The following is a 26,500-nucleotide window of genomic DNA, read 5'->3' on the forward strand; positions in this document are numbered from 1 at the left end:
GCCTGGGCAGGATACAGCACTGGAAATGACAAAAAGATTTTTATCACGGCTTTTAGGATGAAAGGAGTTTCATCGGGCGGGGGATCGTTGAAGAGCATCGCGAGCAAGCTTGCTCCTACAGGCAGGTGCTTTTGTAGGAGCGAGCTTGCTCGCGATCAGGGTGTCACTTGCAGACTTCGGCGATGGCTTCGGCCAGCAGGTCCAGGCGGGTGGCGTCGATACCGGCGACGTTGGCCCGGCCGGAGCTGACCATGTACACGCTGTGCTGATCGCGCAGTTTGCCGACCTGCTCCGGCGTCAGGCCGGTGTAGGAGAACATCCCGCGTTGCACGCCGATATGGGCGAAGCGCTCGGCCAGGCCGAAGGGTTGCAGCGCCTCCACCAGGCCTGAACGCAACTGGGCGATGCGCAGGCGCATGGCTTCCACCTCGTCGGCCCAGAGGCTTTTCAGCTCCGGGTCACCGAGGATGGTGGCGACCACCGCGGCGCCGTGATCCGGCGGGGTGGACCACAGGTTGCGGGCGATGTGGGCCAACTGGCTGCGTACGTCCAGCAGCTTTTCCGCGTCCCGGGTGCAGACGATCAGCGCGCCGGTACGGTCGCGGTACAGGCCGAAGTTCTTCGAGCAGGAACTGGTGATCAGCAGCTCGGGCAGTTCGGCTGCGAACAGGCGGACCGCCCAGGCATCCTGCTCCAGGCCGTCGCCGAAGCCCTGGTAGGCGAAGTCGATCAGCGGCAGCAGGTTGCGGCTGCGCACCACGTCCAGCACCCGATGCCAGTCGTCGTGGCTCAGGTCGAAACCGGTGGGGTTGTGGCAGCAGGCGTGCAGCAGCACCACGTCGCCCTTGGGCACCTGGTTCAGGGTCGCCAGCATGGCCTCGACGTCGAGGCGGTTGTCGCTGCCGACGTAAGGGTAGTGGCTGACCTGGATGCCGGCGGCGGTAAAGATGGTTTCGTGGATCGGCCAGGTCGGATTGCTCAACCACACGCCACGGCCCGGCAGGCAGTGGGCGATGAAGTCGGCGCTCAGGCGCAGCGCGCCGGTGCCGCCCGGGGTCTGGGTGGCGCCGGCGCGGCGTTCGGCGATCAGTTGCGAATCGGCGCCCAGCACCAGTTCATTGATCACATTGCCAAAGGCCGCGTCGCCGTGGCCGCCGATGTAGATCTTGGTGGTCTGCCTGTCGACCAGGCGCTGCTCGGCCAGCTTGACCGACCGAGGGATCGGCGTCAGGCCCTGGGAATCCTTGTAGACACCGACGCCGAGGTCGAACTTGCGTGGGTTGCTGTCCGACGCATAGGCCTCCATCAGGCCAAGAATCGGGTCGCCGGGTACTCGGCCTATGGCGTCGAAATGCATTACTTGCGTCCTTCTGCGGTCTTGGCCACTTCGTCGGTGCGAGCGGCCATGATGAAGTCGTTGCGGTGCAGGCCCTTGATGGAGTGGCTCCACCAGGTCACGGTGACCTTGCCCCATTCGGTGAGCAGGCCAGGATGATGACCTTCTGCCTCGGAAATTTCACCCATTGCGTTGGTAAAGGCCAGGGCGAACTTGAAGTTTTTGAACAGGAAGACTTTTTCCAGTTGCATGACGCCATCGCGCACTTCGATGTTCCAGTCGGGGATCTGCTTGATCAGTACCGGCAGTTCTTCGTCGCTGACTTGTGGAGCATCGGCGCGGCAGGCTTCGCAATGGGCTTGGTTGAGAGCGGTCATGGTGGGTTCCTGAAATCGGTTCTTGTTGGAAATTACGGGTTTTATGAGCGCCGCGCGAGGGCAGGGCGCTCAGGCCGCCTTGGGTTTGGGCGGAAACTTGGGAGCGTGCAGGCCCATCTGCATGCCCTGGTGCACCAGGGCCATGATGTCTTCATGGGCCAGGTCGAACAGGCGCTTGAGGTTGGGCAGCACAAAGTAGATGGGTTGCAGGATGTCGATGCGGTACGGGGTGCGCATCGCTTCCAGCGGGTCGAAGGCCTGGTGCTCGGGCACGTCCGACAGGCAGTAGACGGTTTCCTTCGGCGAGGAGAGGATGCCGCCGCCGTAGATGCGCTGGCCTTGCGGGGTGTCCAGCAAGCCGAATTCGATGGTCATCCAGTACAGGCGCGCCAGGTACACCCGTTCTTCCTTGGTGGCCTGCAGGCCGAGCTTGCCGTAGGTGTGGGTGAATTCGGCGAACCAGGGGTTGGTCAGCAGCGGGCAGTGGCCAAAGATCTCGTGGAAGATGTCCGGCTCTTGCAGGTAGTCCAGTTCTTCGCGGGTACGAATAAAGGTCGCGACCGGAAACTGTTTGCTGGCGAGCAATTCGAAGAAGGTCTGGAAGGGAATCAGCGCCGGCACCCGCGCGACCTGCCAGCCGGTGGTTGCGTCCAGCACCTTGTTGATTTCGCCCAACTGCGGGATGCGGTCGTGGGGCAGGCCGAGTTTCTCGATGCCGTCCAGGTATTCCTGGCACGCGCGACCCTCGATCACTTTCAGCTGACGGGTGATCAGGGTGTTCCACACCGCGTGTTCTTCATCGGGGTAGTGGATAAAACCTTGCGCGTCGGGCTCGCGGGCCACGTACTGCGTCTGCTTCATGCTGCTCTCCTGTCAGGGGCTGCTTCTTGTTATCAGTTGACGCTAGAGATAACCCAAGGTTGCAGCCCATGCAGCAGGTTGACGTGAACGTAATGGGTGGATCAGGGCTGATTTCGTAAAGTTTTCGTTACGAAAATAGCGCGGGGCCGCTAATACTGAGAATAGTCGATTTGAAAAGGCCGGTGACTGTCACATAATCTTGACGATTATCTGCGTCACACCGCAGAAAGTTCCTGTCGGACGGTGCCAAAAACGCCGCTTTCTGGCATTCACGCCCTCCATTATCTGCCTCGGGCCTTCCTTCTATGCGTATCAAAGTCCACTGCCAGAATCGCATCGGCATCCTGCGCGACATTCTCAACCTGCTGGTGGAGTACGGCATCAACGTGGCCCGGGGCGAGGTGGGCGGCGAGCATGGCAATGCCATCTACCTGCATTGCCCGAACCTGATCAACCTGCAGTTCCAGGCGTTGCGGCCGAAGTTCGAGTCGATCGCCGGGGTGTTCGGGGTCAAGCGGGTCGGGCTGATGCCCAGCGAGCGGCGGCACATGGAACTCAATGCCTTGCTCGGGGCCCTGGAGTTTCCGGTGTTGTCCATCGACATGGGCGGTTCCATCGTCGCCGCCAACCGCGCGGCGGCGCAGCTGTTGGGCGTGCGGGTGGACGAGGTGCCGGGGATTCCACTGTCGCGCTATGCCGAGGATTTCGACCTGCCGGAACTGGTACGGGCCAACAAGTCGCGGATCAACGGCCTGCGGGTCAAGGTCAAGGGTGACGTGTTTCTGGCGGACATCGCGCCGCTGCAATCGGAGCACGACGACAGCGAGGCCATGGCCGGCGCGGTGCTGACACTGCATCGGGCGGACCGGGTCGGCGAGCGCATCTACAACGTGCGCAAGCAGGAGCTGCGCGGCTTCGACAGCATCTTCCAGAGCTCGAAAGTCATGGCCGCGGTGGTCCGCGAAGCGCGACGCATGGCACCGCTGGACGCGCCGCTGCTGATCGAGGGTGAGACTGGCACCGGCAAGGAACTGCTGGCGCGCGCCTGCCACCTGGCCAGCCCGCGCGGGCAATCGCCGCTGATGGCGCTCAACTGCGCCGGCCTGCCGGAATCCATGGCCGAGACCGAGCTGTTCGGCTACGGGCCGGGGGCCTTCGAAGGGGCGCGGGCCGAAGGCAAGCTCGGGCTGCTGGAACTGACCGCTGGCGGCACGCTGTTTCTCGACGGGGTGGGGGAGATGAGCCCGCGCTTGCAGGTCAAGCTCCTGCGCTTTCTGCAGGACGGCTGCTTCCGCCGGGTCGGCAGCGACGAAGAGGTGTACCTGGACGTGCGGGTGATCTGTGCGACCCAGGTCGATTTGTCCGAGCTGTGCGCCCGCGGCGAGTTCCGCCAGGACCTGTATCACCGCCTCAACGTCTTGTCGTTGCACATCCCGCCGCTGCGCGAGTGCCTCGACGGCCTGACGCCGCTGGTGGAGCACTTCCTCGACCAGGCCAGCCGGCAGATCGGCTGCGCCTTGCCCAGGCTGGCGCCGGCGGCCATGGAGCGTCTCAGCCATTACCACTGGCCGGGCAACGTGCGGCAGCTGGAAAACGTGCTGTTCCAGGCGGTGTCCCTGTGCGACGGCGGCACGGTCAAGGCCGAGCACATCCGCCTGCCGGACTATGGCGTGCGCCAACCCCTTGGTGACTTCTCCCTGGAAGGCGGGCTCGACGACATCGTCGGGCGCTTCGAAAAGGCGGTGCTCGAACGCCTGTATTCCGAGCACCCCAGCAGCCGCCAGCTGGGCAAGCGCCTGGGCGTGTCGCACACCACCATCGCCAACAAACTGCGCGAATACGAAGTCGGCAAAAACACAGACGAAAACTGAATCCTGTAGCCGCTGCCGCAGGCTGCGATCGGCTGCGCAGCAGGCGCCAGGCCTTAAGTCTGCGATCGGGTCGAGGTCATGCGTTGCCAGCCTTGCAAGTCCTGCGGCCTCGATCGCAGCCTGCGGCAGCGGCTACAGGAGCAGCGGCGAGGCAGGGGAGTGCCCTGGAGGCCGAGGCTTGCCGTAAGCGGCATATCTGCGCCGGTTTTTCGTCTTTGACACAATCGCCCGATTCCCTTCGAACGCCCTCAAGTTCCCGGATTTCCTGCCTTCGGCCGCCCGAAAAACAAGTTGGTGCGCTTATTGCTTATGGCTCAGCAGTACAGCGGTGGACGGCAAACGTCCGACATGCAGAGGAAAGACTGTGGACAAGTACCTTTATGTGGCCATGACCGGTGCCAGCCAGAATGCGCTGGCGCAAAAGGCGCATGCCAACAACCTGGCGAACATCTCCACCAACGGTTTCCAGCGCGACCTGGAGCAGGCGCGTTCGATGCCGGTGTTTGGTGACAGCTTTCCGGCGCGGGCCTTTGCCATGTCCGAACGGCCGGCTACCGATTTCACCCCGGGCTCGCTGGTGGAAACCGGTCGCGACCTCGACGTGGCGGTCAGCGGCAATGGCTGGATCGCCGTGCAGACCCCGGAGGGCGGTGAAAGCTACGTGCGCACCGGCAGCCTGAACATCGACGCCCTGGGCGTGCTGCGCGCCGGCAACGGCATGCCGGTGATCGGCAACGGCGGCCCGATCGCCGTGCCGCCGGAGCAGCAGGTGGAAGTCGGCCAGGACGGCACCATCAGCATCCGCGCCATGGGCGAAGGCCCGCGGGTGATGGCCGAGGTCGACCGCATCAAGCTGGTCAACCCGGACCTGAAGAACATGACCAAGGGGCTGGACGGTTCGATCCATACCAAGGACGGCCAGCCGGCAGCGGCTGACGCCAATGTGCAACTGGTCTCGGGATTCCTCGAGTCGAGCAACGTCAATGCGGTCGAGGAAATGACCTCGGTGCTGGCGCTCTCCAAGCAGTTCGAGCTGCACATCAAGATGATGAACACCGCCAAAGAAGACGACCAGGCCATGGCTCGGGTCTTGCAGATCAGCTAATTACCAGTACGTCGCGCCGTAAAACAGGCGCACGAGGAGAATCGAATGCTTCCGGCTCTGTGGGTTGCCAAAACAGGTCTGTCCGCCCAGGACACTAACCTGACCACCATTTCCAACAACCTGGCGAACGTTTCGACCACGGGTTTCAAACGTGATCGCGCCGAGTTCCAGGACCTGCTGTATCAGATCAAGCGTCAGCCTGGCGCCCAGTCGACCCAGGACAGCGAGCTGCCGTCGGGCCTGCAACTGGGTACCGGTGTGCGCATCGTCGGTACCCAGAAGAACTTCACCGCCGGCAGCCTGCAGACCACCGAGCAGCCGCTGGACATGGCCATCAACGGCCGCGGTTTCTTCCAGATCCTGCAACCGGACGGCACCACGTCCTATACCCGCGACGGCACCTTCCACCTGGACTCCAATGGCCAGATCGTCACCGCCAACGGCTTCGCGCTGGAGCCGGCGATCGTCGTGCCGAACGACGCCCAGACCTTCACCGTGGGCCAGGACGGCACCGTCTCGATCACCACCGCCGGCAACCCGGCCTCGCAAGTGATCGGCAACCTGCAGACCGCCGACTTCATCAACCCGGCCGGCCTGCAAGCGACGGGCAACAACCTGTTCCTGGAAACCGCCGCCAGCGGCGCGCCGCAAGTCGGTACCCCGGGCCTCAACGGTTTCGGCACCACCCTGCAGAACACCCTGGAAACCTCCAACGTCAGCACCGTTGAGGAGATGGTCAACATGATCACCACCCAGCGCGCCTACGAGATGAACTCCAAGGTGATCTCCACCGCCGACCAGATGCTCTCGTTCGTCACGCAGAATCTGTAATCAAGTCCTGGGGCGGCCCTGCGGCCGCCTGCAACACCATGAGGTAGGGTCATGAATCGCTTTGTATCTGTTCTCGCACTGAGTGGGTTCGTCGTGCTCGGAGGCTGCGTGGCCCCGACGCCGAAGCCCAATGACCCGTATTACGCTCCGGTGTTGCCACGTACTCCGTTGCCGGCTGCGGCCAACAACGGCTCGATCTACCAGGCTGGCTTCGAGCAGAACCTCTACAGCGACCGCAAGGCGTTCCGCGTGGGCGACATCATCACCATCACCCTCAACGAGCGGACCCAGGCGAGCAAGAACGCCAACTCGCAGGTCGACAAGAACAGCAAGACCGGCATCGGCCTGACCTCGTTTTTCGGTGGTGGCCTGAGCACCAATAACCCGGTGGGCAGCGGCGACCTGAGCCTGGACGTCGGTTACAGCGGCGACCGGGCCACCAAGGGCGACAGCAAGTCCGGCCAGAGCAACAGCCTGACCGGCTCGATCACCGTGACGGTGGCCGACGTGCTGCCCAACGGCATCATCGCCGTGCGCGGCGAGAAGTGGCTGACCCTCAACACCGGCGACGAGCTGGTGCGGATTGCCGGCCTGGTGCGCGCCGACGATATCGCCACCGACAACACGGTTTCCTCGACCCGCGTCGCCGACGCACGCATCACCTATTCGGGCACCGGTGCCTTTGCCGATGCGAGCCAGCCGGGCTGGTTCGACCGTTTCTTCCTCAGCCCGCTGTTCCCTTTCTAGGTGGCTACGTTGAATTTCAAACGCCTCATGCTGGCCGCGCTGTTGCTTTCTGCGGCCTGCCACGCTCAAGCCGAACGGCTGAAGGACATCGCCAGCATTTCCGGCGTGCGTTCCAACCAGTTGATCGGCTACGGCCTGGTGGTCGGGCTTAACGGCACCGGCGACCAGACGACCCAGACACCCTTCACCCTGCAGACCTTCAACAACATGCTGTCGCAGTTCGGCATCAAGGTGCCGCCGGGTTCTGGCAACGTGCAGTTGAAGAACGTCGCGGCGGTATCGGTGAGCGCTGATCTGCCGGCGTTCGCCAAGCCGGGGCAGCAGGTGGATATCACCGTGTCCTCCATCGGCAACTCCAAGAGCCTGCGCGGCGGCACCTTGCTGCTGACGCCACTCAAGGGGATCGACGGCAACGTCTACGCCATCGCCCAGGGCAACCTGGTGGTGGGCGGTTTCGACGCCGAGGGCCGTGACGGTTCGAAGATCACGGTCAACGTTCCGTCGGCCGGTCGCATCCCTGGCGGTGCCTCGGTGGAGCGCGCGGTACCGAGCGGTTTCAACCAGGGCAACAGCCTGACCCTGAACCTCAACCGTTCCGACTTCACCACCGCCAAGCGCATCGTCGACAAGATCAACGACATGCTCGGCCCGGGCGTGGCCCAGGCCATCGACGGCGGTTCGATCCGCGTCACCGCGCCGCTCGATCCGAGCCAGCGCGTCGACTATCTGTCGATCCTCGAGAACCTGGAAATCGATCCGGGGCAGGCGGTGGCCAAGGTCATCATCAACTCGCGCACTGGCACCATCGTCATCGGCCAGAATGTCAAGGTGTCGCCAGCCGCCGTGACTCACGGCAGCCTTACCGTGACCATCACCGAAGACCCGATCGTCAGCCAGCCTGGCCCGCTGTCCAATGGCCAGACCGCGGTCGTGCCACGCTCGCGGGTCAACGCCGAACAGGAAGCCAAGCCGATGTTCAAGTTTGGCCCGGGCACCACCCTCGACGAGATCGTGCGTGCGGTGAACCAGGTCGGCGCGGCACCGGGCGACCTGATGGCGATCCTCGAAGCCTTGAAACAGGCCGGCGCGCTGCAAGCCGACCTGATCGTGATTTGAGGTAGGGGCCATGGATATTCGCAAGAGCGGTCTGGTCAGCAGCGGCGATTCGGGTTCCTACTCGGACCTCAACCGGCTTAACCAGCTCAAGGTCGGCGACAAGAACAGCGACGCCAACATGCGCAAGGTGGCGCAGGAGTTCGAGTCGCTGTTCCTCAACGAAATGCTCAAGTCCATGCGCTCGGCCACCGAAGCGCTGGGCAAGGACAACCCGCTCAATACCCCGGCGGCCAAGCAATACCAGGAAATGTACGACCAGCAACTGGCGGTTTCCATGTCCCGCGAGGGCGGTGGCATCGGCCTGGCCGATGTGCTGATGCGCCAGATGTCGAAGAACAAATCCACGAATCCTGCCGCGGCGGCGACCTTGCCTGGCGCCCAGACCGAAAAGGTCGCGCTGACTGAAAAGGTCGCGACGCCAACCGCCATCGCTGCCGGCACCACCGCTTTGGGCGGGCCGTTGTCGCGGGTCAATGGTCAGCGTCCGTTGTGGGCCTCTCGTGCACTGGAACCGCAGCGCGCCGCCGACAGCGGTACCCAGAACGATATGGCGCTGCTCAACCAGCGGCGCATTTCCCTGCCGAGCAAGCTGACCGATCGCCTGCTGGCGGGCATCGTGCCGTCGGCCGACAGCGCCGCCACCAACCGGACGGCCTTGCCGGAACGCACCACGGCCGCTACCGACGCGCTGGTCAAGAACAGCTCGCGCAGCTTTGCCGCGGTGCCCCACGGACGCATGCAGATCTACGGTCGCGCCGTGGCCCAGCCACCGTTGGCGCCGGCGAAGAAAGCCTTCAGCTCGGCGGACGAATTCGTCGCCACCATGCTGCCGATGGCGCAGCAGGCTGCCGACCGCATCGGTGTCGATCCGCGCTATCTGGTGGCCCAGGCCGCGCTGGAAACCGGCTGGGGCAAATCGGTGATGCGCCAGCAGGACGGCAGCAGCAGTCACAACCTGTTCGGCATCAAGGCCGGCAGCAGTTGGAAGGGCGACCAGGCGCGGGCGATCACCAGCGAATTCAGAAATGGCCAGATGGTCAAGGAGACGGCCGAGTTCCGTTCCTATGCCTCGTATCAGGACAGCTTCCACGACCTGGTGACCTTGTTGCAGAGCAATAATCGCTATCAAGAAGTGCTGAAGTCGGCCGATAACCCCGAACAGTTTGTACGCGAGTTGCAAAAGGCCGGGTATGCAACCGACCCGGACTACGCAAGCAAGATTTCGCAGATTGCCAAGCAGATGAAGAGCTACGAGAACTACGCTGCGGCGGGCGTTTCCACGAATTTATAAGGTCTGAATCATGAGTTTGCTCAATATCGGGATGTCGGGGCTGTCAGCCAGCCAAACGTCGTTGATGACCACGGGTAATAACATCGCCAACGCCGATACCGCCGGTTATTCGCGCCAGCAGACCGTGCAGGGCAGCAAGGCTTCGAACCAGTACGGCAATGTCTTCATCGGCAGCGGTACCACCCTGGCCGACGTGCGCCGGGTGTACAACAGCTACCTGGACGCCCAGCTGCAGACCACCACCTCGCTGAACAGCGATGTCGCCGCCTACCTGGGGCAGGTCACCCCGGTGGACAAGCTGCTGTCGGACAGCGGCACCGGTATCACCGGCGCGCTGACCAAATTCTTTGCCTCGATGCAGAACGTCAACGCCAAGCCGGCCGACGATGCCTCGCGCCAATTGCTGCTCGGCGACGCGCAAGCCCTGAGCAACCGCTTCAATTCCGTTTCCAGCCAGTTGAACGAGCAGAACGCCAACATCAACGGCAACCTGAGCAGCATGGCTGACCAGGTCAACAAGCTGGCGGCCACTGTCGCCCTGCTGAACCAGAAGATTTCCGAAGTCTCCAGCGGCGGCGGCATGCCCAACAACCTGCTTGACGAGCGCAACGAGACGCTGCGCCAGCTGTCGCAGTTCGTCAAAGTGGATGTCTCGGAGCGCGGCTCGAGCGTCGACCTGTACCTGGGCAGCGGCCAGCCGCTGGTCGTGGGTAACACCACCAGCAAGCTGGAAGTGGTCCCCGGAAAGACCGACCCGACCCGTTCCTCGCTGCAGCTCAATCGCGGTTCGAGCACTATCGATGTGACCTCGGTGGTCACCGGTGGCGAGATCGGCGGCCTGTTGCGCTATCGCAACGAGGTGCTGGACCCGGCGATGAACGAACTGGGGCGTGTGGCCCTGGTGATCGCCGACCAGGTCAACAGCCAGCTCGGACAAGGCATCGACAAGAACGGCGAGTTCGGCGCGGCACTGTTCAACAACATCAACAGTGCGGCCCTGATCAGCCAGCGCAGCATTGCCAACGGCAACAACAGCGCAGGCTCGGGCAACCTCGACGTGACCATCAAGGACACCGGCAAGCTGACCATCAGCGACTACCAGGTGACCTTCACCAGCGCCACCGACTACACGGTCAAGCGCTCCGACGGCACCAGCCTGGGCGCGTTCAGCACCACCACCACGCCGCCACCGGTGATCGACGGTTTCACCCTGAGCCTCAACGGCGGGGCGATGAGCGCCGGCGACAGTTTCAAGATCACCCCGACCCGTAACGCGGCGACCACTATCAAGACCGAGCTGACCGACGCCAAGCGCCTGGCCATCGCCGCGCCGCTGAATGCCGAGGTACTGCCGGGGGCCACCGGTTCGCTGAGTATTCCGGGCCTGCCAACAGTCAAGCCGGCGCTGGACATCTACAACTCGGCCGCCAAAACCGAGATGCAGACCGCGATCAAGAACTCGGTGCCGGTCAAGCTGGTTTTCGACGCCCCCGCGGGCGGCAGCCAGGGCTACAAGTACTACGATGCCAAGGGCACGTTGATGGGCACCGGTTCGATCGTCCCGGGGCAGAACAACACCCTGAACCTGCAGATCAAGATGGTCGATGCCAGCGGCAACCCGATCACCGACGGCGGCACACCTCCGGTGCAGAAAACCTTCACCGTGGAAATGAGCGTCGCCGGTTCGCCCAAGGAAGGCGAAGGGCTGAACGTCAAGTTCAACGGTGCCGGTTCCACCGATAACCGCAACGGCACCGCCCTGGCGGGGCTACAGACCAAGCAGACCGTGGATACCGGTTCGGCCAGCAAGGGCATCACCCTGGTCGACGCCTACGGCAAGCTGGTGGAGAACGTCGGTGCCAAGGCCAGCCAGGGCAAGCTCGACAGCGCGGCCACCGAGACGATGCTGGCCAACGCCAAGGGCGCGCGGGATTCGTTGTCCGGGGTCGACCTGGATCAGGAAACCGGCAACCTGGTCAAGTACCAGCAGTACTACACCGCGTCCTCGCAGATCATCAAGGCGGCGCAGGAAACCTTCGCCACCCTGATCAACAGCCTTTAAGGAGTCGTAGTCCATGCGTATTTCCACCGCCCAGTTTTACGAGTCCTCGGCTGCCAACTACCAGAAGAACTTCGCCAATGCGGTCAAGAGCAGCGAAGAGGCTAGCAGCCTGATTCGCGTCAACACCGCGGCCGATGATCCGGTAGGCGCTTCGCGCCTGCTGCAACTGGGCCAGCAGGCTTCGCTGTTGAGCCAGTACTCGGCCAACACCACCTCGATCAAGGCGTCCCTGGGCCAGGCCGAATCGGTCCTGACCAGCATCACCAACGTTCTGGCGCGTGCCCAGGAACTGGCGAGCGGAGCCGGCAGCGCCGGTTACACCGACGCCGACCGCAAGGCCAACGCCGCCGAACTGGCGCAGATCGAAGAGCAGCTGTTGAGCCTGATGAATACCCAGGATGAAAACGGCAAGTACATCTTTGCCGGTTCCCAGGGCGACACCGTGCCGTTTGCCCGCAACTCCGACGGCACCTACAGCTACAACGGCGACCAGACCACGCTGAACCTGCCGGTGGGCGACACCATGTCCATGGCCACCAATACCACCGGCTGGGCCGCCTTCCAGCAAGCCATCAATACCAGCCGCAGCCAGGTCAGCATGACCGCGCCGACGGTGGATGATGGCCGGGTGACGCTGTCCAACGGCCAGGTGTCTTCGAATCCGAAGTACAACAGCGAGTTCCGCAGCGGCGAGCCGTACACCATCAGCTTCCTCAGCAGTACTCAGTTCAAGATCACCGACAGTGCCGGCAACGACGTGACGTCCGAGGCCAGCCAGAATGGCTCCTTCAGCTCCAGCAAAGGCGCAGAAGCGCAGACCGTCAGTTTCCGTGGCGTCGATATGCGTTTGAGCATCAACCTGAAACCTGGCGATGCCACCCCCCCGAACACGGAGATCGCCGGTCACAGCTTCACCCTGGCGGCCAAGCCTGACTCCTTCAATGTTTCGCGCAGCCCGGGCAACCCGTCGACCGCAGTCGTGACTGGTGCCAGCGTCAGCAACAGCAACGCCTACAACGCCAGCTTCCCGAGCGGTGGTGCGATCCTCAAGTTCACCAGCGCCACCGACTACGAGCTGTACGCGTCGCCGTTGACCGCCGACAGCAAGCCGGTCTCCACCGGTACCATGGCCGGCTCCACTGCCACGGCGTCTGGCGTGGGCTTCACCTTCAGCGGTACGCCGGCGGCGGGCGACCAGTATGTGGTGGCGGTCAACAACCACCAGACCCAGAACGTCCTCGACACCATCAGCCAACTGCGTACGGTGCTGGATACCCCGACCAACGGTGATCCGATCGCGATCCAGAAACTCAACGCGGGGTTGCAGGCGGGGATGGCCAACCTGGCCAGCGGCGCCAATCAGGTGGCGAGCGCGGTCAGCGATATCGGTGGTCGTGGGTCGGCGCTGGAGATTCAGAACGAAACCAACATGAGCCTGAGCGCCGCCAATACCCAAACCCAGTCGGCAATCCGCGATTCCGACCCGGCCGAGGTGATGACCCGCCTGACCCTGCAACAGACCATGCTGCAAGCCTCGCAACTGGCCTTCAGCAAGATTGCCCAGCTGGGCCTGTTCAACAAGGTCTGAGCCTGAGCCCGGTCGCGCTCCTGTGAGCGCGGCCGCACCGCCGAGCCGCCAACCGTCTTCATTAAGCGGTTCCGCGGCCCGCCTGACCAGGCCGGGCCCGCCGCTCGAGAGTTTCCCGTCGTGAATCAACGCCCGCTAGTCAGCATCGTCATCCCTGCCTTCAATCCGCGCTTCTTCAGCCAGGCGTTCGAGAGTGCGCTGGCCCAGACCTGGGAGCGGATCGAAATCGTCATCTGCGACGACTCGGCTGGCGATGAGATCCGTCAGGCGGTGGACGCCATCGTCGAGCCGCCCCATCCGGTGCGTTATCTGCGCAACCCGCAGTGCCTGGGCATGCAGAAAAACCTGCTGCGCTGTGTCGAAGAGGCGCGGGGCGAACTGATCAAGATCCTCTGCGACGATGACCGTCTGTTCGCTCCCTGCATTGCCATGCAGGCGCAGGTGTTGGCCGATCACCCCGAGATCAATCTGGTCTGCGGTTTGCGGGTGTTGAGCGACGCTGGCAATTTCATTCTGCCGCCGCGGGTCGAGAATGCCCGGCTGTCGCCGAACGACGCCATGCTCAAGGGCGACGACATGCTGGCGATACTCGAGAGCACGCCGCGCCACTTCCTCGGTAATTTCAGTTCGACCCTGATGCGCCGTGTCGACGTGCTGGAGCTGTTGCCAGCCCTGACGCAAGAGGACGCGGGGTTTGTCGCGCTGTTGGATCTGGCGCTGTTCGTGTGCCTGATGCGGCGTGGCAACCTGGCGCTGCTCAATACCGTGCTGAGCACCGAGCGCCTGTACCCGGAGCGCCTGAGCAAACAGCCGCAAGTGCAGCGCGTGGCGAAACTTGAGTGGGACTGGCTGGCGCAGATGCTCGCTGCGCGCAGCGGCGAGTCGGCCCCGGCCGAGGGCTGGGTACGCTATGTGGACCTGGAGAACATGGCGCAGCCCGGTTGGCAGTGGGATGAGCTGTGCGTGACCCGGGTACTGGGCAACCGCAGTACGGTGGTCAATGGCCGAGTCGGCGGCGAGAGTGAAAGTTACGCCGAGTTCTACAAGGAGTGGTTGGCGATCCGGCGTTTTACCGACACCGAGAAACGCCACCTGCCACAGCGCATCGCCAGTTGGCCGACACGGCCGCAGATCGTGCCCGTCGTGATCGACGTGGACGCCGATAGCGTGGCCCTGGAGTCGACCCTGCAGAGCCTGGCGCGGCAGCTGTATGCGCCGCAGGCGATCCTGGTCCTGTCCAATGCCGAGTGCGCGGAGCACGAACGCGTGCTGCAACTGCCGCTGGAGGCGCAGTGGCCACAGCAGCTCAATGCGCTGGTGCCGCAGCTGGAAGGTTGCCACTGGTTTTACTTGCTGCGCGCGGGTGACACCTTGAAGGAGTCGGCGCTGCTGATCCTTGCCGAACGCATTGCCGCGAGCCCGGGCGCGCTGTGCGTCTACAGCGACGAAGGCGCGCTGGTCAAAGGCGACTCCAGCGATCCGGTGTTCAAGCCTGATTTCAACCTCGACCTGATGCGCGGTTACCCCTACGTCGGCCGGACGCTGGCATTCGAGCGCCAGCGCTTTCTGACCCAGGGCGGTTTCGACCCTGCCTTTGGCGAACTGGCCCCCCATGACGTGCTGTGGCGCCTGGTGGAAGAGGCGGGGCCGCAGACCATCGAACACATTGCCGAAATCCAGGTCGAGAGCCCGTTCAATTTCGCCGACTGGCTGTCGCTGCCCGTAGTGATCGAGGGCAACGCCGGCCTGGTCGGTGCGCATCTGGACAGGATTGGCGTGGAGCACCGCATCAGCCACGACGAATTGCCGCTGCTCAACCGCATCGATTACCTGTTCCCGCAGCGGCCGTTGGTGTCGATCATCATCCAGGCTGGCGATTCGCTGGCGGCCTTGCAGCGCTGCACCGAAAGCCTGATCGAAAAGACCGCCTACAGCCATTACGAGATCCTGATCGTCGACAGCGGCAGCCGCGACCCGGCCATGGCCGCGTGGCTGGAGGCCATGGCGCAGCTCGGTGCCGACATGTTGCGGGTGTTGCCGTTTGCCGGCCGCGGCACTGCGGCGGCGGTCCGTAATTACGCGGCGCAACAGGCGCGCGGCGAATACCTGCTGTTGCTCGACGCCAATGCCTTGATCTGCTCCGGCGACTGGCTGGACGAACTGCTCAACCACGCCCGGCGCCCGGAAGTGGGGGTGGTGGGCGCGCGAATACTCGGGCCGGACGGCTCGATCGTGCATGCCGGGTTGATCCTCGGCCTGGCTGGAGCCGCCAGTTCGCCGTTCCATGGCGAGGCCGCCAGCGCCCGCGGTTACATGCAGCGCTTGCAAGTGCCGCAGAGCTGGAGCGCGGTCAGCGGCGACTGCCTGCTGGTGCGCAAGGAGGTATTCGACAGTGTCGGCGGGCTGGATGAGGTCAACTATTCCCAGGGCCTGAGTGATGTCGACCTGTGCCTGCGGATCAATCGCGACGGCTACCTGGTGGTCTGGACGCCCTATGCCAGCCTGGTGCTGGCACCGGTCGAAACGCCGCCGCAGGAGCCCGAAGAGCTGGAGGCACAGGAAGACACCTTCTATCGCAGCTGGATGCCCCAGGTCGCCCGTGACCCGGCCTACAACCCGGCCCTGAGCCTGGGTTATTCCAGCTTCAGCCTGGAAGTGGGGCTGCGCGATAACTGGAATCCGTTCTCGACCCGGGCCTTGCCATTGGTGCTCGGCTTGCCGGTGAACAACCAGGCGGTGGGCCATTATCGGGTAATGGCGCCGCTGACGGCGCTGGAGGAGGAGGGGCGGCTGATCGGTCGAGTGGCCCACGAGTCTCCCGCGAACGTGGAAATCCAGCGCTTGGATCCCGACTCGATCATCTTGCAGTGCCGCTACAGCGACGGGGCGGCGAGCGACATCCTGCGCATGAAAAAGTACTCCAGCGCCCTGCGGGTATTCGAGCTGGACGACTATGTGGTCAGCGCGCCGAAGAAAAACATGCTCGCGCGCAACCAGCCGGGCAACACCGAAGCCATGCTGCGCCAGGGCATCGCCCTGTGCGATCGGGTGGTGGTGACCACGCAACCGCTGGCCGACGCGCTGGCGGGCATGCACAGCGATATCCGGATCGTGCCGAACATGCTGCCGGTCGACCCTTGGGGCAGCCTGACCAGCCGCCGCGGCACCTCCAGCAAGCCGCGGGTGGGCTGGGGCGGAGGGACCAGCCACACCGGCGACCTGGAGGTCATCGCCGATGTGGTACGCGAACTGGCCAATGAAGTCGAATGGGTGTTCTTCGGCATGTGCCCGGACGCACTGCGGCCGTATGTCCACGAATTCCACGCCTTGATCAGTCTGCAGGCTTACCCGTACAGGCTGGCCAGCCTCAACCTCGACCTGGCCCTGGCGCCGCTGGAGTTCCACATCTTCAACGACTGCAAGAGCAACCTGCGCCTGCTGGAATACGGCGCCTGCGGTTACCCGGTGATCTGCACCGACACCGCGGCCTATCGCGGCTACCTGCCGTGTACCAAGGTCGTCAGCAACAGCACCCGGGAATGGATCGAAGCGATCCGCATGCACCTGGCCGATCCCGCTGCCAGCTACCGTATGGGCGATGCGCTGCGCGAGCACGTGCTGCGCGATTACATGTTGCGGGGCAATAACCTGAATCTGTGGATGAAGGGCTGGTTGCCGGACTGACAGGGTCTGCGGGGACAAAAAGCCAGGCTTTCGATGCCTGGCTTTTTTATGGCGGTTATCCCGGTTTTTTTGCTGCTCAAGCCTACGATCCGTTGCGTTACCCGCTCTGATTCGCGACGCCGAGGTCATGCGTCAGCCCCGCCAGGAGCTGGCGCGTTTCCTGCAAGCCCCCCTCGATATCGCCATAAAACGAGCGTTTCCGCTGAAAGGAAGGCGCCGCCAACGGCACAAGGTTTTATCCAGAAGGCCCGCAAAAAGCTCGCTGCAGCTTGGCAGGGCCCTGTGAGGAACAAGAGGGGAGACGATGAAGGCAGTTATTTTGGCGGGTGGCCTGGGCACGCGCATCAGCGAAGAGTCCCATCTCAAGCCCAAGCCGATGATCGAGATCGGCGGCAAGCCAATTCTCTGGCACATCATGAAGCAGTACTCCGCCCACGGTATTCACGACTTCGTGATCTGCCTGGGCTACAAGGGGTACGCGATCAAGGATTTCTTCGCCAACTACTTCCTGCACACCTCCGACGTCACCTTCGACATGCGGGAAAACCGCATGGACGTTCACCAGAACTACAGCGAGCCCTGGCGCGTGACCCTGATCGACACCGGTGAGGAAACCATGACCGGTGGCCGTCTGCGCCGGGCCGGGCGCTACCTGGAGAACGAAGAAGCCTTCTGCTTTACCTACGGCGACGGCGTTTCCGATCTGAATATCGGTGCCCTGGTGGACTTCCACCTGGCCCATGGCAAGCACGCGACCGTCACGGCGGTGCAGCCGCCTGGCCGTTACGGCGCCCTGGAGCGCGACGGCGACAGCGTCCTGGGCTTTACCGAAAAGCCTCGCGGTGACGGTGGCTGGATCAATGGCGGCTTTTTCGTGCTGTCACCCAAGGTGTTGCCGCTGCTGACGGCCGACGACACGGTGTGGGAAGCCGAGCCGCTGACCACCCTGGCCCGGCAAGGCCAATTGCATGCCTTCCAGCACGACGGTTTCTGGCATCCGATGGACACCCTGCGTGACAAGAACCACCTGGAGCAGCTCTGGCAGAGCGGGGAGGCCCCATGGAAGCAGTGGGCCTGAGCGCGCAATTCTGGCGTGGCAAGCGGGTTTTGCTGACCGGCCACACCGGTTTCAAGGGCAGTTGGCTGAGCCTGTGGCTGCACAGCCTGGGGGCCGAAGTCAGTGGCTTCTCCCTGGACCCTGCGACCGAGCCGAGCCTGTTCGAGCTGGCGCGGGTCGCCGAGGGCATCAACGACCAGCGTGGCGACCTGCGCGACCTCGGCGCCTTGCTGGAGCTGATCGCCGAGACGCAACCGGAAATCGTCCTGCACCTGGCGGCGCAGCCGCTGGTGCGTGAAGGCTATCGCGACCCGCTGGGTACTTACTCCAGTAACGTGATGGGCACCCTCAACCTGCTGGAAGCGATCCGTCAGGTCGGCGGCGTGCGTGCCTGCGTGCTGGTGACCACCGACAAGGTCTACGCCAATCAGGAATGGCTGTGGCCGTACCGTGAAAACGAAGCCCTGGGCGGGCATGACCCCTACAGCAGCAGCAAGGCGTGCTGCGAGTTGCTGGCGCAGTCCTATGCCGCTTCTTTCTTCCCGGCCGAGCGTCATGCCGAGCATGGCCTGGCCCTGGCCACGGCGCGCGCCGGCAACGTGTTGGGCGGTGGCGACTTTGCTCCCGAACGGTTGATCCCCGATGTGCTCAAGGCCTGGTCGGCCGACGAGCCGGTAACCCTGCGTTATCCGCAGGCGGTGCGCCCATGGCAGCACGCTTTGGAGCCACTGGCCGGCTATCTGCAACTGGCCGCCGGCCTCTACGAACAAGGGCCGCGGTTCGCCGGGGCCTGGAACTTCGGGCCAAGCGAAGCGGACATGTGCAGCGTCGGCGAAGTGGTCGAGTTGCTGGCCGCGCGCTGGCCGGCGGCCCCAGGCTTGCGCATCGAACCGAGCGAGCTGCACGAAGCCGGCCTGCTGCGCCTGGACAGCAGCCGCGCACGCCAGCTGCTGGCCTGGCAACCGCGCTGGTCGCTGCAGCAATGCCTGGCGCAGACCCTGGACTGGCATCTGGCCTGGCAGCGTGGCGACGACATGCGCGCCGTCACCCTGGACCAGTTGAACCTCTATCGGGGGGCGCTGTGAGCGAGTTTTCCTTGAAACAGCTGCCGCTGGCCGGGCTGTTCAGCGTCCAGCACAAGCGCTTCGAAGATCAGCGCGGACATTTCGCCCGGCTGTTCTGCGAAGGCAGTCTGAGTGCATTCGGCAGCGAGTTTCATATCCGTCAGATCAACCATTCCTGTACCCGCGAGAAGGGCAGTGTGCGCGGCCTGCATTACCAGAACGCCAATGCGCCGGAAGCCAAGCTGATTACCTGCCTGCGCGGCGAGGTGTGGGATGTGGCGGTGGATCTGCGTCCGGACTCCGAAACCTTTCTGCACTGGCACGCCGAGCACTTGAAGGCCGGCGATGGCCGTAGCCTGCTGATCCCGGCCGGATTCGCCCACGGTTTTCAGACCCTCACCGACGACGCCGAGCTGCTGTACCTGCACAGCGCCGATTACGCCCCGGAGCATGAAGCCGGGCTGTCGGTGCTCGACCCGCGCCTGGCGATAAGCTGGCCGCTGCCTGTCAATAATCTGTCGGCCAGGGATGCCAGCCATCCCTGGCTCGATGCCGAGTTCGCTGGAGTGCGTTTATGAACTGCCGCGGTTGTGGCTCCCCGCTACGCCTGCCTCTGATCGACCTGGGCACCTCGCCGCCGTCCAACGCCTACCTGCGGGCCGAACAGCTCGAGCAGGCCGAGCAGTGGGTGCCGCTGAAAGTCCAGGTGTGCCAGGCCTGCTGGCTGGTGCAGACCGAGGACTACACCAGCGCCGAAAGCCTGTTCGATGCCGAGTACGCCTACTTCAGCTCGTTCTCCAGCACTTGGCTGGCCCACGCCGAGCGCTATGTGGCCGAGATGGTCGAGCGCTTTGGCTTGATGGCTGACAGCCGTGTGGTGGAAGTCGCCGCCAACGACGGTTACCTGTTGCAGTACGTGGCCGCTCGCGGGATCAAGTGCCTGGGCGTCGAGCCGACCCGCAGCACCGCGCAAGCCGCGCGGGAAAAAGGCCTGGAGATTCGTGAGCTGTTCTTCGGTCGCGACACTGCCGCGCAGCTGAAAAACCAAGGCTGGGCCGCCGACCTGATGGCGGCCAACAATGTGCTGGCCCATGTACCGGACATCAACGATTTCCTCGGCGGTTTCGCGACGCTGCTCAAGCCGACCGGCGTGGCCACCTTCGAATTCCCGCAACTGCTGACGCTGATGGCCGGCGCGCAGTTCGACACGCTCTATCACGAACACTATTCCTATCTGTCCCTGACCGCCGTGCAGGCACTGTGCGAGCGCAACGGGCTGGAAGTCTTCGACGTCAGCCAGTTGACCACCCATGGTGGTTCGCTACGGGTTTTCGTCCAGCGCAAGGACGGTGAACGCCGCGCCGTGCAACCGGCGGTGCAGCAGCAGTTGCAAACCGAGTTCGACGCGGGCGTGAAGACCCCCGAGTTCTACGCCACGCTGGCACCCGCTGCGGAACGCATCAAGCATGACCTGTTGCGCTTCCTGCTCCAGGCCAAGGCCGAAGGCAAGCGCGTGGTGGGTTACGGCGCTGCGGCCAAGGGCAACACCTTGCTCAATTACGCCGGGATCAAGCCGGACCTGCTGGCCTGGGTCGCCGACGCCAGCCCGCACAAGCAGGGCAAGTTCCTGCCCGGCAGCCGAATTCCGGTAGTCGCGCCCGAGCGTATCGACAGCGAGCGTCCGGACTATGTACTGGTGCTGCCGTGGAACCTGCTGTCGGAAGTCAGCGAGCAACTGGCCCACGTTCGCCAGTGGGGCGGACGTTTCGTGATCGCCGTGCCCGAGTTGAAGCTGTTGTGAGTGGCCTGAAGGTACTGGTCACCGGGGCCAGCGGGTTTGTCGGCCGGCATCTCGTCGCCGCCTTACTGGCCCGCGGCTGCCAGGTGCGGGCGCTGGCCCGTGACCCACAAAAGCTGGCCGCCATGCCCTGGGCTGGAGCGGTGGAGCGGGTGGCCGCGGACGTACATGCCGCCGACACCGATATCGCCGCCCTGGTCGAGGGCGTCGATGCCCTGGCGCACCTGGCCTGGCCGGGGCTGCCGAATTACAAGGCGCTGTTCCACTTCGAGCACAACCTGATGGCCGACTACCGGTTCATCAAGGCCGCGGTCGAGGCGGGCGTGCCCCAGGTCATGATCACCGGCACCTGTTTCGAATACGGTATGCAGAGCGGTCCGCTCGACGAGCAGACGCCGGCGCAGCCGAGCAATCCCTATGGGTTGGCCAAGCACAGCCTGCGGCTGTTCCTGGAAAACCTGCAGCAGCAACGGCCTTTCACCCTGCAATGGGCGCGGCTGTTCTACCTGCATGGCGCCGGGCAGAACCCCAACAGCCTGCTGGCCGCCCTGGACCGGGCGATCGACGCCGGCGATGCAGTGTTCGACATGTCCGCCGGCGAACAGCTGCGCGATTACCTGGCCATCGAAGACGCCGCCGCCAGCCTGGCGGCGTTGCTGCAACGGCGGGATTTTTCCGGGGTGGTCAACTGTTCCAGCGGCCAGCCGATATCGGTTCGTGCGCTGGTCGAGCGACGGGTGCGCGAGCGCGGCTCGATGATCCGCCTGAACCTGGGGCATTACCCCTATCCCGCCCACGAACCCATGGCGTTCTGGGGGGCGAACCAGCGCCTGCAACAACTATTGGGAGCAGAACATGGGGCATGAGTTGTATCGGGTCATGGACCTGCCGGTGCTGCAGAATCGCACCTTCGCCGACGCGCAGAGCGCCAGGGCGTCGGCCTGTGCCGACATGGTGCTGGTGCAGGACGAGGAGAGCGGCCTGATCTTCAACCAGGCCTTCGACCCCGACAAGTTGAGCTACGACAGCGACTACCAGAACGAGCAGGCCCATTCGGCGCAGTTCCAGCGTCACCTGCTGGATGTCGAGGGCATCATCGCCCGGCATTTCAAGGGCCGCGAGCTGATCGAGGTCGGTTGCGGCAAGGGCTATTTCCTTGAGCTGCTGCGTGAGCGGGGCTATCGCATCACCGGCATCGACCCGGCCTACGAAGGCGATAACGCCGATGTGATCAAGGCGCCCTTTACCTCTGGCCTGGGCCTGTCGGCCGATGCCGTGGTGTTGCGCCATGTGCTAGAGCATATCGCCGACCCGCGGGCGTTCCTGGCACAGATGGCCGAGGCCAACCAGGGCGGGCAGATCTACATCGAAGTGCCGTGCTTCGACTGGATTGTCGAGCATCGCGCCTGGTTCGACGTGTTCTACGAGCACGTCAACTACTTCCGCCTGGACGACCTGCGCCGGATGTTCGGCACAGTGCACGAAGCCGGCCACCTGTTCGGCGGCCAGTACCTGTACGTGGTGGCCGATCTCGGCACCTTGCGCGAGCCCGGCGAGACACCGGTCGAGCGCCTGGAGATGCCGCTGGATTTCACCGCCAGCCTCGAGCGCGCCAAGCAGATCATCCAGGCGCAACCTGAGGCGGGCTCAGCGATCTGGGGCGCGTCTTCCAAGGGTGTGATCTATTCGTTGTTTCTGCAGCGCGCGGGCGTTTCGGTGGACCAGGTGGTGGATATCAATCCGGCCAAGCAGGGCCGTTACCTGCCCCTGAGCGGTGCCCGTGTGTCGTCCCCCGAAGAGGCCATGGCGACCTTGCCCGAGGGCGCCCAGCTGTTTGTGATGAATTCCAACTATCTCGACGAAATCAAGCGCATGACCGATGGGCGCTATGTCTATCACGCAGTCGACAGCGCTTGGTTCAAATGACGTTTATTGAGACCCGACCATGACCGACAACAGCATTATCCAAGCCTTCGAAGCCGAGTGCCAGGAGCAGATCCGCGCCCAGGGAGAAGACCAGAAACTCAAGGGCCTGGCGCGCGACTTCTTCAACGAGTCCGCCGGCCACAAGTACAGCTATCACTTCTCCTGGATGGGCCGCCCGATCATCCAGTTGCCCCAGGACATGATGGCCATGCAGGAGATCATCTGGCGGGTCAAGCCGGACCTGGTGATCGAATGCGGCATCGCCCACGGCGGCTCGATCATCTACTACGCCTCGCTGCTCGAACTGCAGGGCCACGGCGAAGTGCTGGGCATCGACCTGGATATCCGCGCCCATAACCGCGAAGCCATCGAAAGCCATCCGATGAGCAAGCGCATCAAGATGATCGAAGGCTCGAGCATCGACCCGGCAATCGCCGCCAAGGTGCGCGCCGCCGCTGAAGGCAAAAAAGTGATTCTGGTACTCGACTCCAACCACACCCACGAGCACGTGCTCGAGGAGCTGCGTTTGTACGCACCGCTGGTGTCGGTGGACAGCTACTGCGTGGTGATGGACACCGTGGTCGAGGATATGCCGGCGGACTTCTTCCCGGACCGCCCATGGGGCCCGGGCGACAACCCGAAAACCGCGGTCTGGGCCTACCTGGAAGAGAACCGCGACTTCGAGATCGACTACCAGATGCAGAACAAGCTGCTGATCACCGTGGCGCCGGATGGCTATCTGCGTCGCGTTCGTTGAATTCAATGATTTGCAGGTAACAGCACTTTGCCGGTTGTGGGGAAACACTGATGCAGGTTCAAGACAAGGCTCAAAACACTAGCGCACCGTTGAGCGAGCGTTTCACGCTGGTGGTGATGTCCCACAATCGCAAGGCGTTCTTGCGCCGTACCTTGCAGTACTACAGCACCTACCCCTGCAAGATCCTGGTGCTGGACTCTTCGCAGTACGCCGACGAAAGCCTGGCCGGGCAGTTCCCCCAGGTCGACTACCGGCATCTGCCGCAGTACACCTACAAGGGCCTGCAGGACAAGCTCACCTACGGTGTCGGGCAGGTGACCACGCCGTACATGGTATTTGCTGCCGACGACGACTTCCTGCTCCATGGCGCGCTGACCGAGTCGGTGGAGTTTCTCGAAGCCAACCCCGACTACGGCCTGTGCCATGGCTACGGGATGATGTACCTGGCCCGCGCCGCCGAGGTGAACTACTACCGGCGCGATTGCCGGGTGATTGAGGACTACGCCTCGGAAGATGCCGGCGAGCGGGTCATGGCGTTCATGAGCCATTTCCTGCCGCCGTTCTACGCGGTGACCCGCACCGACCTGCTGCAACAGTGGTACAGCCTGCTGCCGCCGGGGACCAGCTTCGAATGGCAGGAAATCGGCCATACCTTCTTCCTGCTGGCCTCGGCCAAGGCACGGATCCTGCCGATCCCGTTCGCCGTGCGGGAGGTCAACTACAACGCCTCGGAGCACAACACCGATGTGTTGACGGTGCTGACCTACGGCGACGCCAAGTCGGTGGCCCAGCGCGAGGCGTTCGCCGGGTTCCTGGCGTCGTTGCCCACCGGCTTGAGCGCCCAGGGGCCGCAACAGGCCAAGCAGCTTGCCCTGGACAGCTTCAGGGCCATGGCCGAGTGCCTGCTCACCGGGCGTTCGCTCAATGGCAAGATGATTTTCCGTTCGGCCTGGGTCGAGCCGGGGGCCGAGCCGGTGCGTTCGTTCGGCCCGGAGCAGTTCGTCGAGATGCCGTTCTACAACAAGCCGATGTTCGACTTGTTGACCGAGTTCGAATTCCTCATGCATGGGATGCCGGCCGGCCGCCTGCAACTGCAGGAGCTTGAAGGCGTACTGCTCAAGCAGCAGGAACTGATGCAGGTACAACCCAACGACACCGACCGTACCCTGCGCAGCCGCCTGTGGGAGGCGCTGTCGTGCAACCTGTTCAATCTTGAGGTGGTCCAGCGTCTGGCGGCCTCGCTGCAGGCTTGCAATGGGCAAGATCCCCAGGAGCAGGACGATGCCCGCAAGCTGCAGGCCTGGGCCGAGCGCCTGGCGTCGCTGCCTTTCCAGGACAGCCCGGCGCTGTTGGAAAACATGCCTTCGGGGCGCCTGCTGAAATGGCTGGAGGCGCGCAACCCCGAGGCGCAGCAGCTCAAGGCGATCAACGAGCACCTGGCCCGGCACAACGGTGGCCCGAGCTTCGGCATCCTGCTGCTCGACCTCGACGCGGACATGGTCAAGCTGCAGGCGACCTTCGACAGCCTGGTCAACGGCCATTGCCGGTCCTTCCAGGTGGTGGTCTTCACCACGGGCGACCTGCCGGCGACCACCACCGCCCAGGACACCGTGCATTTCGTCAAGGTCAGCACCAGCAACTATGTGGAGCGCATCAACCAGGTCGCGGCGCAATCCTCCCGTGACTGGTTGCTCCTGGCCCGTGCCGGCGAGCGTTTCACCGCCAGCGGCCTGTTGCGCGCCAGCCTGGAACTGCTCGGCGCCGAAGGTTGCCGCGCGGTGGCCATGGATGAAATCCACTACGGCGCCGATGGCACGCTGAAGGATGTGTTCCGTCCGGGCGTCAACCTCGACCTGCTGCAAAGCGTGCCGGACCTGATGGCCGGCCACTGGCTGATTCGCCGTGATGTACTGGTGGCTGCCGGCGGCTATTCGGCAGCCTTTCCACAGGCCATGGAGTACGACCTGCTGCTGCGCCTGATCGAAGACGGCGGGCTGGCCGGCCTGGCCCATCTGGCCGAGCCGCTGTTGATCGGCCAGGCCGCGACGGTGGAGGAGAACACCCAACAAAGCCAGGCGTTGACCCGCCATCTGGGTAACCGTGGCTACCGGGCTCAGGTCAGTGCGGTGCAGCCTGGGGTCTACCAGATCAACTACGGCCATGCCGAGCGTCCGCTGGCCTCGATCATCCTGCGCAGCGAGGACAACCTGGAGCAGCTGCAGCGTTGCCTGGTCAGCGTGCTGCAACGCACGCGCTACCAGCGCTACGAAGTGGTCATCGCCGACAACCATAGCCAGTCCGAAGAGTTGGCCAGCTGGCTCGCCAGCCTGGAGCAGAAGGGCGATCGTATCCGCGTGCTGCGCAGCCCGCGGCGCCTGAGCGCCTCGGCGCTGTACAATGCGGCGAGCCAGGAGGCCCGGGGCGAATACCTGGTGCTGCTGGCGGCCGACGGCGAAGTGGTCAATGCCGACTGGATGGAGAGCCTGCTCAATCAGGCGCAGCGGCCGGAGGTGGGGATTGTCGGCGCGCGCCTGGTCGACGCCAAGGGCGCGACCACCTCGGCTGGCCTGATTCTCGGGTTGAACGGGCATCTGGGGGCGGCGTTCGCCGGTGAGCCGAAAGGCGCCAGCGGCTACCTGAACGGCTTGCTCGCCGAGCAGAACTATTCGGCGGTCTCCGGCGCCTGCCTGATGATTCGCAAGGAGGTCTACAACGCCGTCGGTGGCCTGGACGAAGAACACTTCGCCGAGGCATTCGCTGATGTCGACCTGTGCCTGAAAGTGGCCGATGCCGGCCTGTTGACGGTCTGGACCCCGCAGGTGCAGATCCTCCATCCGGGCATCCTGGAGGACGATACCCAGGTCGCGGCGGCGCTGCGTGACAAATGGCAGGCGCGCTTCGAACACGATGTGGCCTACAACCAGAACCTGAGCCGGACCGGCAAGGGCTTCACTCCTGGCGCTCCTGCCAGTGTCGACTGGGCGCAGCTGATTGCATAAGCCTGGCTGACAGGAAAAAGGACTCAAGAC

General features: G+C 63.9%; 20 protein-coding genes. 17 read left to right on the top strand and 3 right to left on the bottom strand.

The window, feature by feature from the left end:
• Positions 1 to 163: 163 nt before the first annotated feature.
• The 3 genes from AC07Y9_RS11830 to phhA form a co-directional block, all read right to left on the bottom strand.
• Positions 164 to 1,357, bottom strand: a complete 1,194-nt coding sequence (locus AC07Y9_RS11830; RefSeq protein ID WP_102678489.1) for an amino acid aminotransferase — start codon at positions 1,355 to 1,357, stop codon at positions 164 to 166.
• Entirely contained in the window at positions 1,357 to 1,713 is a 357-nt protein-coding gene (locus AC07Y9_RS11835; RefSeq protein WP_007930096.1) for a 4a-hydroxytetrahydrobiopterin dehydratase, read from the bottom strand. Before AC07Y9_RS11835 ends, AC07Y9_RS11830 begins: the two co-directional genes overlap by 1 nt.
• A 69-nt stretch (positions 1,714 to 1,782) precedes the next feature.
• Positions 1,783 to 2,574: a phenylalanine 4-monooxygenase gene (gene phhA / locus AC07Y9_RS11840; RefSeq protein WP_085530137.1), complete on the bottom strand. Its 792-nt coding sequence runs from the start codon at positions 2,572 to 2,574 to the stop codon at positions 1,783 to 1,785.
• A gap of 305 nt (positions 2,575 to 2,879) precedes the next feature.
• Here phhA and AC07Y9_RS11845 point away from each other — a divergent pair, with 305 nt between their 5' ends.
• The 17 genes from AC07Y9_RS11845 (at position 2,880) to AC07Y9_RS11925 (ending at position 26,470) form a co-directional block, all read left to right on the top strand.
• Positions 2,880 to 4,445 carry a sigma-54-dependent phenylalanine hydroxylase transcriptional regulator PhhR gene (locus AC07Y9_RS11845; RefSeq protein WP_007930099.1) on the top strand — a complete coding sequence of 522 codons (1,566 nt, stop codon included), beginning with the start codon at positions 2,880 to 2,882 and terminating at the stop codon, positions 4,443 to 4,445.
• 364 nt (positions 4,446 to 4,809) lie between these two features.
• Positions 4,810 to 5,550 carry a flagellar basal body rod protein FlgF gene (locus AC07Y9_RS11850; RefSeq protein ID WP_007922703.1) on the top strand — a complete coding sequence of 247 codons (741 nt, stop codon included), beginning with the start codon at positions 4,810 to 4,812 and terminating at the stop codon, positions 5,548 to 5,550.
• Positions 5,551 to 5,595: 45 nt separating this feature from the next.
• Positions 5,596 to 6,381 carry a flagellar basal-body rod protein FlgG gene (gene flgG, locus AC07Y9_RS11855; RefSeq protein WP_009047672.1) on the top strand — a complete coding sequence of 262 codons (786 nt, stop codon included), beginning with the start codon at positions 5,596 to 5,598 and terminating at the stop codon, positions 6,379 to 6,381.
• Positions 6,382 to 6,432: 51 nt separating this feature from the next.
• A complete protein-coding gene (flgH, locus tag AC07Y9_RS11860) occupies positions 6,433 to 7,128 on the top strand; it encodes a flagellar basal body L-ring protein FlgH (protein WP_053260098.1) in 696 nt (231 codons plus the stop codon).
• A gap of 27 nt (positions 7,129 to 7,155) precedes the next feature.
• On the top strand, positions 7,156 to 8,244 hold the full coding sequence (locus AC07Y9_RS11865) for a flagellar basal body P-ring protein FlgI (RefSeq protein WP_080748366.1): 1,089 nt from the start codon (positions 7,156 to 7,158) through the stop codon (positions 8,242 to 8,244).
• A 10-nt stretch (positions 8,245 to 8,254) separates the two neighbouring features.
• Positions 8,255 to 9,535 carry a flagellar assembly peptidoglycan hydrolase FlgJ gene (gene flgJ, locus AC07Y9_RS11870; RefSeq protein WP_102678487.1) on the top strand — a complete coding sequence of 427 codons (1,281 nt, stop codon included), beginning with the start codon at positions 8,255 to 8,257 and terminating at the stop codon, positions 9,533 to 9,535.
• Positions 9,536 to 9,545: 10 nt separating this feature from the next.
• Positions 9,546 to 11,597 carry a flagellar hook-associated protein FlgK gene (flgK, locus tag AC07Y9_RS11875; protein WP_102678486.1) on the top strand — a complete coding sequence of 684 codons (2,052 nt, stop codon included), beginning with the start codon at positions 9,546 to 9,548 and terminating at the stop codon, positions 11,595 to 11,597.
• A 13-nt stretch (positions 11,598 to 11,610) separates the two neighbouring features.
• Complete coding sequence (locus tag AC07Y9_RS11880; protein WP_102678485.1) at positions 11,611 to 13,185, top strand: flagellar hook-associated protein 3; 1,575 nt, start codon at positions 11,611 to 11,613, stop codon at positions 13,183 to 13,185.
• 120 nt (positions 13,186 to 13,305) lie between these two features.
• Positions 13,306 to 16,869: a glycosyltransferase gene (locus AC07Y9_RS11885; protein ID WP_102678484.1), complete on the top strand. Its 3,564-nt coding sequence runs from the start codon at positions 13,306 to 13,308 to the stop codon at positions 16,867 to 16,869.
• Positions 16,870 to 17,173: 304 nt separating this feature from the next.
• Positions 17,174 to 17,947, top strand: coding sequence for a glucose-1-phosphate cytidylyltransferase (gene rfbF, locus AC07Y9_RS11890; protein ID WP_053260103.1), 774 nt, complete (start codon positions 17,174 to 17,176; stop codon positions 17,945 to 17,947).
• Positions 17,929 to 19,011, top strand: a complete 1,083-nt coding sequence (gene rfbG / locus AC07Y9_RS11895) for a CDP-glucose 4,6-dehydratase (protein ID WP_087088916.1) — start codon at positions 17,929 to 17,931, stop codon at positions 19,009 to 19,011. Before rfbF ends, rfbG begins: the two co-directional genes overlap by 19 nt.
• Complete coding sequence (locus tag AC07Y9_RS11900; RefSeq protein ID WP_087088914.1) at positions 19,008 to 19,568, top strand: dTDP-4-dehydrorhamnose 3,5-epimerase family protein; 561 nt, start codon at positions 19,008 to 19,010, stop codon at positions 19,566 to 19,568. Before rfbG ends, AC07Y9_RS11900 begins: the two co-directional genes overlap by 4 nt.
• Positions 19,565 to 20,791 carry a class I SAM-dependent methyltransferase gene (locus AC07Y9_RS11905; protein WP_087088912.1) on the top strand — a complete coding sequence of 409 codons (1,227 nt, stop codon included), beginning with the start codon at positions 19,565 to 19,567 and terminating at the stop codon, positions 20,789 to 20,791. The genes AC07Y9_RS11900 and AC07Y9_RS11905 overlap by 4 nt, the downstream gene beginning before the upstream one ends.
• Positions 20,792 to 20,796: 5 nt before the next feature.
• The gene (locus tag AC07Y9_RS11910; RefSeq protein ID WP_173679744.1) at positions 20,797 to 21,654 is read left to right on the top strand and encodes an NAD-dependent epimerase/dehydratase family protein; all 858 of its coding nucleotides are present in this window, start codon (positions 20,797 to 20,799) and stop codon (positions 21,652 to 21,654) included.
• Positions 21,644 to 22,714, top strand: a complete 1,071-nt coding sequence (locus AC07Y9_RS11915; RefSeq protein WP_102678482.1) for a class I SAM-dependent methyltransferase — start codon at positions 21,644 to 21,646, stop codon at positions 22,712 to 22,714. The genes AC07Y9_RS11910 and AC07Y9_RS11915 overlap by 11 nt, the downstream gene beginning before the upstream one ends.
• Positions 22,715 to 22,733: 19 nt before the next feature.
• Positions 22,734 to 23,471, top strand: a complete 738-nt coding sequence (locus AC07Y9_RS11920; RefSeq protein WP_007922661.1) for a cephalosporin hydroxylase family protein — start codon at positions 22,734 to 22,736, stop codon at positions 23,469 to 23,471.
• A 50-nt stretch (positions 23,472 to 23,521) separates the two neighbouring features.
• Positions 23,522 to 26,470 (top strand): TIGR00180 family glycosyltransferase, encoded by a 2,949-nt coding sequence (locus tag AC07Y9_RS11925; protein WP_102678481.1) that lies wholly within the window; start codon positions 23,522 to 23,524, stop codon positions 26,468 to 26,470.
• Positions 26,471 to 26,500: the final 30 nt, after the last annotated feature.

The sequence above is a fragment of the Pseudomonas sp. GW456-L12 genome (assembly GCF_059424045.1).